This is a genomic window from Pseudoalteromonas sp. Ps84H-4 (assembly GCF_024124645.1).
Lineage (GTDB): Bacteria > Pseudomonadota > Gammaproteobacteria > Enterobacterales > Alteromonadaceae > Pseudoalteromonas > Pseudoalteromonas lipolytica_C.
Genome location: NZ_JAMXSK010000001.1, coordinates 519164 through 527385, shown reverse-complemented (window position 1 = coordinate 527385; position 8222 = coordinate 519164). Strand labels below are relative to the sequence as shown.

Genomic DNA, 8222 nt, shown 5'->3' with positions numbered 1-8222 from the left:
TTAAAGTCTCTGAAGGGCCGTTGAAGACTACAACGTTGATAGGCAGGGTGTGGAAGTGGTGCGAGCCATTAAGCTAACCTGTACTAATTACCCGTGAGGCTTAACCATACAACGCCAAACGCGTTTTGTGACAGCGTAACAGACAGAAGTTAAGACACTAAAGTAGACATTTACTTGATATCAGAATTCCGAATTTTAGTTAATTGCTAGAGCGATTAACGACCCAAATTTGCTTGGTGACAATAGCGTTTTGGACCCACCTGACCCCATGCCGAACTCAGTAGTGAAACGAAACAGCGCCGATGATAGTGTGGCATTTGCCATGTGAAAGTAGGACATCGCCAGGCTCCAAATTCAGTCGCAAGACTTTAAATTAAAAATAATAAGAAAATTGAACAGAATTTTCTTGGTGACAATAGCGTTTTGGACCCACCTGACCCCATGCCGAACTCAGTAGTGAAACGAAACAGCGCCGATGATAGTGTGGCATTTGCCATGTGAAAGTAGGACATCGCCAGGATCCTAATTAAAGAAAGCCCGATTCAAAAGAGTCGGGCTTTTTTGCGTCTGAGAGCTATCCACACAACGTGCCCTATTCATTCGCCAGGTAGGTTGGGTAGAGCGGAGCGAAACCCAACACGAGTTAGCGAGTTGCTAGTTAGCAAGGGCAAAGTTGAACTGTGTGGTTGTTTAGTACAGAGACTCCCTCAGCAACATCCCCGTAGGAGGCACTTCAGTGCCGAATAGACAAGAGACATCAGACGTCAGATAATAGATGTTAGTTGATCTACCGGGTTGTTATGTAACTGAGTCACCAACAGCAACAAAACCCCGTAGGAGGCACTTCAGTGCCGAAACAGACCATAACAAACACATTCATGGCTAAAGCGATTCCTACAAGTACACTTTACCTAGAGCCTAGAGCCTCCGCCAGAGGGAGACGCAGCACCAAACAACCCCACCGCGCGACTGATCGCTGACGGCTGAAAGCTGATAGCTCTCTGTGTTGGGTTTCGCTGCGCTCTACCCAACCTACGGCAGAGCTTTAAAACTTTCCTCTTTCTAACTTTACTCTCGCTAACTCACTACAAACCACATTGCTCCTTGCTTCCCTTACGTTGTTATGCGATAAAGCGTTCTATATTTGTAATACAATTAGGGTTTGCTGTGTCTCGTAAGAAAACAACCAAGTCAAAAGGTTCTTCAGGGTTAAATCGTAAAAATAGTGAAACATTCATCGCTAAGTTCTCATCTCATCCTGATACGCATCTATGCCCATCGGGTTTGATGTATAAAGTGATTGATGATGTTGAAGGGGATCGCGTGACAGAGTTCGATACAGTGGTCATTAATCAACGTATTATGCTTGCTGATGGCAGTGTCATTGCCGACAGTTATAAAGCGGGTATGCCAGAGGTATTTGCTTTATCCGAAGCAATAGAAGGGTTACGAGAAGGTTTGTTATTAATGAATATCGGCTCTCGCTATGAATTTGTGATCCCCCCAGAGCTTGCTTGGGGTAAAAAAGGTAACGGCGGAAAAATTGGTGCGAACGCAGTGCTGCATTTTGACGTTCGGTTGATGCGTTTAGCTTAATTCTTTTAGCATAAGTCCTTTAGCATAACTCGACAGAGTATTTGAAACGCGTTAACGTTCACTACTGGTTACTGAGGAACATTATGGACGCATTTACTTCACGAGTTTATTTTCTTCGCCATGGCGAAATTGCCACACCGGGTATTCTTTCTGGGCAAATCGATGTTGACTTATCAAAGCATGGTCTTGAACAAATGCGCCAAGCCTCTGCTGAACTGTTGAATTTAAATGCTATATATAGCTCACCGCTAAAGCGTTGCTCAGTCTATGCTGATTTTTTAGCAAATCAACACACATTGAATGTTCAGTATTTCAATGCGCTGAAAGAGTTTAATTTTGGTGATTGGGATGGCCAAGACTATCAGCAGCTTTGGCAGCAAACCAGTAAACCTCATATCGGTGATTTTTGGCAGCATCCTTGGCAGGTAAAAGTACCCAATGGTGAATCAATGGCTGACTTTTACGCAAGGGTAGAAGCTTGGTGGCAAACGTTTTTAAACTCATTGAGTGAAACTAAACATACTCAGTCATTGGTAATCAGCCACGCTGGTGTGATTAAACAAATTCTTGCTATTATTTGCCAGATGCCAAAACAGTCAGCCACGCATTTAAATGTTTTCCACCTCCCTTATGCGGGGCTTATTACACTCGATGTATATATAGATGAACAAGGAAAAACTTGGCCAAAAATTGTTTTTTAGCCATCTAGAGTGATATTCATTGAATTATTTACTTAGCCCGCCATAATACACATATGCTATGGAATGGAGTGAAATTCTCCAGCTGTTCCCGCAACTGTAATCCATCATAAGTATGGTCAGCCAGATACTTAGCACTAACAATTAATCATCGAGCGGGTAAACTCACGTCATTTTCTGGTACTAATCAGTGCTTTCTTGTGCGTTGTGGTTGCTCGCCAAGAGAGAACAAGCTTGCAACAAACTAGCCACGGCTCTGCGCCATTAATATCAGTCTCTGATTTAAGTTGGGGTATTGCGAATAAAACAATACTTAAATCAATTAGCCTTGAGTTAAAAGCTGGGCTGTTTATAGGTTTACTTGGCCCTAATGGTGCAGGTAAATCAAGCTTACTGCGTTGTCTTTATCGTTACTTGAAACCTGAACAAGGGGCTGTGTTGCTAAACGGTGAAGATATCTGGCAAATCAATGCTGATGAGTTTGCAAAGCAGGTTGCTGTAGTTTTACAAGAGTCTCCATCGCAGTTTAATTTGTCTCTGTTCGACGTGGTGAGTTTAGGGTTAACACCTCATAAGCGACTTTTCAGCGGCACGTCTATCAATGATAAGCAGCGAATATATCAAGCGATTGAGCAGGTTGGTTTGTCTCATCATATTGAGCAAGCATTCGATTCGCTCTCTGGTGGTGAAAAGCAAAGAGCACTCATTGCACGTTCTATCGTACAGCAACCTAAGCTTTTGATCATGGATGAGCCTACCAGTCATCTTGATGTTAAATACCAAATTCAAATAATGGAATTAGCAAAGTCCCTCGATGTGACTGTGCTTGCCTCTTTTCATGACTTAAATCTTGCAGCGAGTTTGTGTGATGAATTACTGGTAATTGACGAAGGGCAATTGGTTTGTCAGGGGCAACCAAAAGCGGTGCTAACTGAGCAGCTGTTGAGTGATGTATTTGGTGTCTGCGCAGCGGTATCTGCTCACCCGCAATCAAGCACTGATAAGTTTATTCCGCACATCACTTATTTTTATGGCTATCAGACACAGGAGCATCAAAATGACTGATGCAATGCGTTTAAGTATCTGTGTTGTCGTAGGGCTTATTAGTTGTTTTTTAGCATTGAGCTTTGGTGCTGCAAATACGCCATTGAGTGAGGTATTTAATGGCCTATTTAGCCCAGGCAGTGATGAATTCGTGCAGCGGATTATTTGGCAGTTGCGCATGCCAAGAACGGTGCTGGCATTTTTAGCAGGATCTGGACTGGCTCTTGCTGGATTAATTTTGCAAACCGTAACCCGAAACCCGCTTGCTGATCCTTACTTGTTTGGTATCTCTTCAGGGGCTTCATTTGGTGTGGTGTGCTTTATAGCCCTTACTGGTGCGGGCTTTGGCTTAAGCATGTCAGTAGCGGCGTTTGTAGGGAGCTTACTCTCAATGCTGTTGCTCATTGCTATTGCAGGGCGTCGACATGTTGGTCAAGTTGAAGCCATGTTACTTGCCGGCGTTGCTTTATCCTTCTTATTTAGCGCTCTGACTAGCTTGCTGCTTTATTTTAGTGATCCTCAAGCAATTACAGCTATTTTATTTTGGACAATGGGCAGTTTTTCTCGGGCGCAGTGGGGCACTCTTTGGCTGCCGTTTACCGTTATTATTGCCTGTATGACTTTGATGATTGCATTTCGTCGTCAGCTTAATGCAATGCTACTTGGCGATGAAAGTGCTGCGACTTTGGGGATTCATGTCCAACGCTTTCGGATCATGATGCTGCTGCTAAGTTCATTAATTACAGCGGTGCTTGTTGCTCTGTGTGGAGGCGTTGGTTTTGTAGGTCTGATGATCCCGCATATTGTGCGCTACTTTTCGCCCCAAGGCAGCAGTCATAACTTAGTCATGACATCCTTGGTCGGTGGCATTTTTATGGTGTGGGTAGATGTGTTATGCCGAACCTTATTGAATAACCAAGAATTACCCGTTGGTGTGATAACTGCAGCTATCGGCAGCATGTTCTTTTTATTCTTACTTTATTTTCGTAAACAGAGCAGGTAGCTAATGTTTAATATCATGCCAATTAACCAGCAGTTTTCAGCTGTAATTCAACAAAAGATAGACCTTAAAACGAAGCCGCTTGGTGCCTTAGGTCAACTTGAGAGTTGTGCTAAACAATTAACGCTTATTTTTTCAAAGCAGCTTGATAGTGAGCAGGCGCTACTTGCCTTTAAACCAGTTATTTCAAAGCCTTCTCTGGTTGTATTTGCAGGCGATCATGGTGTGGCAAGTCAAGGTGTGTCAATTGCTCCTAGCACTGTTACATCACAAATGGTGGCAAACTTTGCAGCTGGAGGCGCTGCAATCAATGTATTTTGTCGCCAGCTTGGTTGGCAGCTCGAAGTTGTCGATGCCGGAACGCTCACTACAGCACATGATAAAAGTGTGCATAACCAGCGTTTAGGTGAAATCACTGCTCCACTGAATACTGAAATGGCCATGTCTCGTAGCCACGTTGAAAAAGGGTTTGAATTAGCAAAGCAGCGAGTGCATTCACTCTATGAGCAAGGCTGCAATACTATTGCGTTTGGAGAGATGGGTATTGGTAATACTACAAGTGCTGCGGCATTAATGGCAGCTTTGTTGTCCTTACCTGCCAACCAATGTGTTGGTAAAGGCACAGGTGTGAGTGACGAGGTTGTTACTAAAAAAATTAAGGTTGTAGAGCAAGCCCTCCAGTTGCATCAAGCTCATTTTAGCGACCCATTAATGACGCTTGCGGCATTAGGTGGTTTTGAAATTGTACAGATCACCGGCGCCATTTTAGCTGCTGCGGAGCTCGGCATGGCAGTGGTTGTTGATGGCTTTATTTGTACTGCAGCGGCGCTTGTTGCAACTCGCATTAATGCAAACGCTCGCGATTACATGTTATTTGCCCATGCCTCTGATGAGCAAGGGCACAAAGTAATGCTTAATGCCTTGCACGCATCACCTGTATTACAGCTAGATTTACGTTTAGGAGAGGGCACAGGTGCTGCACTTGCCTTACCTTTACTGCAAGCATCTTTGGCGTTTTACAATGACATGGCAAGTTTTGCCGATGCTAATGTCGAGCAAGTAGTTTGATATGAGCATGGAACAACACACTTCAAACACGACTCCAAGTCAGCTTCAGTTATTTTTACTGGCGCTCAGCTTTTTAACGCGTATACCCGTTAAATTAAACTTTGCAGTATCGAATAAGGCGCTCAATCAGGCCAGCCGCTATTTTGCATTGGTCGGAGTATTATTAGGCGCACTTTTAGCGTTAAGCTTTTTGCTGCTAAGTTGGTTATTCCCCCCAGCCATTGCAGTTGCGTTAGTTATGGCGTTTAGCTTGGTAATCACAGGGGCATTTCATGAAGATGGGCTTGCTGATGTCTGGGATGGCTTTGGTGGCGGTTGGCAAGTTGCAGATAAGCTTAACATTATGAAAGATAGTCGCTTAGGCACCTATGGTGCTGCGGCGCTTGTGATGGCTTTATTAGTTAAGTACCAAACACTTGTCGCACTTAGCGAGGCAACCAGTACTCTGATTATTGCTCTTGTTTTAGGACAAAGCTTAAGCCGGGTTGTAGCAACAAGTTTAATTGCAGATATGGACTATGTAAGTCAGGACGCCACATCTAAAGTAAAACCAATTGCGATGTATTTAAGCACGCAAAGTTATCAAATACTGCTAGCAACTGGCTTTGCTGTGCTAGCAATAGCATGGTTGTTTTTTGGCTTCACTCTAGGGCAATTATTAATACTCGTCAGTGTGCTTTTTGTTACTCGTTTACTATTGAAGCGCTGGTTTGAAAAGCAGTTATCTGGCTACACCGGTGATTGCTTAGGTGCTGCCCAACAAGTATCTGAGCTTGTTACCTACTTATGTCTAGTGAGTATGTTATGAGCCAATCACACACCTTAATTTTAGGCGGTGCTCGCAGCGGTAAAAGCCGTTTTGCTGAGCAGCTGGCAATAAATTCAGACAAGCCGCTTATCTACATTGCCACAGCAAATGCGGGTGATGAAGAAATGACAGCCCGAATTAATAGGCATCAAGCAGGGCGCGCTAAGCATTGGCAACTTGTTGAAGAGCCTTTGCATTTGGCTAAAACATTACGACAGTATAGCCAAACTGAAAACTGTATTTTAGTGGACTGTTTAACCTTGTGGTTGAGTAATTGCTTATGCCAGCAGGGTGAAGCATTTTGGCTTGAGCAAAAAGCGGCCTTACTCGATGTGCTATCGCAATTGCCGGGTGAGGTGATTTTTGTCAGCAATGAAGTGGGTCATGGCATTGTTCCGCTCGGTGAATTAAGCCGTCAGTTTGTTGATCATTCAGGTTGGTTGCATCAAGCCTTAGCACAGCAAGTTGCGCGTGTTGAGTTTGTGATTGCAGGTCTTGCACAAACCTTAAAAAGAGAACAATGATGAAAACAATAATGGTGCAAGGCACAACTTCAGATGCAGGCAAAAGTACCCTTGTTGCAGCACTTTGTCGGATCTTTGCAGAGCGAGGCATTAAGGTTGCACCTTTTAAGCCACAAAATATGGCGTTAAATAGCGCCGTAACAGCAGATGGTGGCGAGATAGGCCGAGCACAAGCTTTGCAAGCTGTAGCGGCAAAAGTGCCCGCAGAAGTCGATTTTAACCCTATCTTATTAAAACCTAACAGTGATACTGGGGCGCAGGTAATCGTTCATGGTAAAGCGCTTTCGAATATGGAAGCGGACAGTTATCACGACTACAAAAAAGTGGCGATGGATGCGGTTCTTACTTCGCAGCAGCGTTTAAGTGAACGTTTTGAATTACTGGTTGTTGAAGGTGCAGGGAGCCCTGCAGAAATAAACCTGCGCGAAAACGACATTGCCAATATGGGCTATGCTGAGGCGGTAGATTGCCCGGTGATCATTATCGCCGATATCGACAAAGGCGGGGTGTTTGCCCATTTAGTTGGGACATTAGCCTTGTTGTCTGACTCAGAGCAAGCGCGCGTTAAAGGCTTTGTGATTAACCGTTTTCGGGGTGATATTGCGTTATTGCAAGGCGGTCTTGATTGGTTAGAGCAATACACCAATAAGCCAGTGCTTGGGGTGTTACCTTATTTACATGACTTAGCACTAGATGCTGAAGATGCCGTTGCTATAAGCAATCAGGTAGATAAACCACAATTGCGCATAGCAGTGCTATTGCTACCTCATATTAGTAATCACACTGACTTTGATGCACTACGATTACAACCAGAAATCGATTTACAGTATGTACGTCATACCCAGACTATTCCAAGTGTTGATCTGATTATTATTCCGGGCAGTAAAAATGTCCTTAGCGACTTAGCGTTTTTAAAAAATGAAGGTTGGCACACACAAATAAAACGTCATTTACGCTATGGCGGTAAAGTGCTCGGAGTATGTGGTGGGCTGCAAATGTTAGGCAACTATCTTGCTGATCCACATGCTGTTGAATCCAATTTAGGCAGCGCAGAAGGGCTAGGGTTGGCTGACTTTGAAACGCAGTTAGGGCAGCAAAAAGTATTAAGCCAAGTCACTGGCATGCTTCATTTAAATCGTAGTGGTAAAACAATTTCAGGCTATGAAATTCACGCTGGTATAAGCCAAGGGCCCGCACTTGAAAAGCCATTCTTGAGTTTTAATAATCACCCAAGTGGATTTAAAGTGGATGGCTTTATTAGTGATGATAACCAAGTAGCAGGTACTTACTTACATGGCTTGTTCGATACGCCAGAGGGAGTAGCTGAGTTAACTACTTGGCTTGCAGCAAATAGCCAAATACAGCCGATTGATATTAACTTAAACCGTGAACAGCAGTTAAGCCGTTTAGCCAATGTGGTAGCAGAGAATCTCGATATTGAGCAAATCATCAATATTTATGAGAACTTCAACTTAGAGTCATAA

At 43.8% G+C, this 8222-nt stretch carries 8 protein-coding genes, 3 rRNA genes and 1 riboswitch; all 11 genes read left to right on the top strand.

Translation table 11 applies throughout. From position 1 onward, the window contains the following. A 23S ribosomal RNA gene (locus tag NH454_RS02500) occupies positions 1-108 on the top strand; the annotation flags it as partial. A 124-nt stretch (positions 109-232) separates the two neighbouring features. Further along, positions 233-347 (top strand): 5S ribosomal RNA (gene rrf, locus NH454_RS02495). Between the two features lie 58 nt (positions 348-405). Further along, positions 406-520: ribosomal RNA gene (gene rrf / locus NH454_RS02490) — 5S ribosomal RNA — on the top strand. Between the two features lie 647 nt (positions 521-1167). Continuing rightward, positions 1168-1596, top strand: coding sequence for an FKBP-type peptidyl-prolyl cis-trans isomerase (locus NH454_RS02485; protein WP_235384128.1), 429 nt, complete (start codon positions 1168-1170; stop codon positions 1594-1596). Between the two features lie 83 nt (positions 1597-1679). Beyond that, a complete protein-coding gene (locus tag NH454_RS02480; protein ID WP_235384129.1) occupies positions 1680-2297 on the top strand; it encodes a histidine phosphatase family protein in 618 nt (205 codons plus the stop codon). Between the two features lie 12 nt (positions 2298-2309). Further along, positions 2310-2448: riboswitch (cobalamin riboswitch) on the top strand. An 80-nt stretch (positions 2449-2528) separates the two neighbouring features. Beyond that, complete coding sequence (locus tag NH454_RS02475) at positions 2529-3359, top strand: ABC transporter ATP-binding protein (RefSeq protein WP_253038132.1); 831 nt, start codon at positions 2529-2531, stop codon at positions 3357-3359. Next, the gene (locus tag NH454_RS02470) at positions 3352-4341 is read left to right on the top strand and encodes an iron ABC transporter permease (protein ID WP_253038130.1); all 990 of its coding nucleotides are present in this window, start codon (positions 3352-3354) and stop codon (positions 4339-4341) included. The genes NH454_RS02475 and NH454_RS02470 overlap by 8 nt, the downstream gene beginning before the upstream one ends. A 3-nt stretch (positions 4342-4344) precedes the next feature. Next, positions 4345-5406, top strand: a complete 1062-nt coding sequence (gene cobT, locus NH454_RS02465; RefSeq protein WP_253038129.1) for a nicotinate-nucleotide--dimethylbenzimidazole phosphoribosyltransferase — start codon at positions 4345-4347, stop codon at positions 5404-5406. Between the two features lies 1 nt (position 5407). After that, positions 5408-6214 carry an adenosylcobinamide-GDP ribazoletransferase gene (locus tag NH454_RS02460; RefSeq protein WP_253038128.1) on the top strand — a complete coding sequence of 269 codons (807 nt, stop codon included), beginning with the start codon at positions 5408-5410 and terminating at the stop codon, positions 6212-6214. Continuing rightward, positions 6211-6738, top strand: a complete 528-nt coding sequence (gene cobU, locus NH454_RS02455; RefSeq protein ID WP_253038127.1) for a bifunctional adenosylcobinamide kinase/adenosylcobinamide-phosphate guanylyltransferase — start codon at positions 6211-6213, stop codon at positions 6736-6738. The genes NH454_RS02460 and cobU overlap by 4 nt, the downstream gene beginning before the upstream one ends. Then, entirely contained in the window at positions 6738-8222 is a 1485-nt protein-coding gene (locus tag NH454_RS02450; protein ID WP_253038140.1) for a cobyric acid synthase, read from the top strand. The genes cobU and NH454_RS02450 overlap by 1 nt, the downstream gene beginning before the upstream one ends.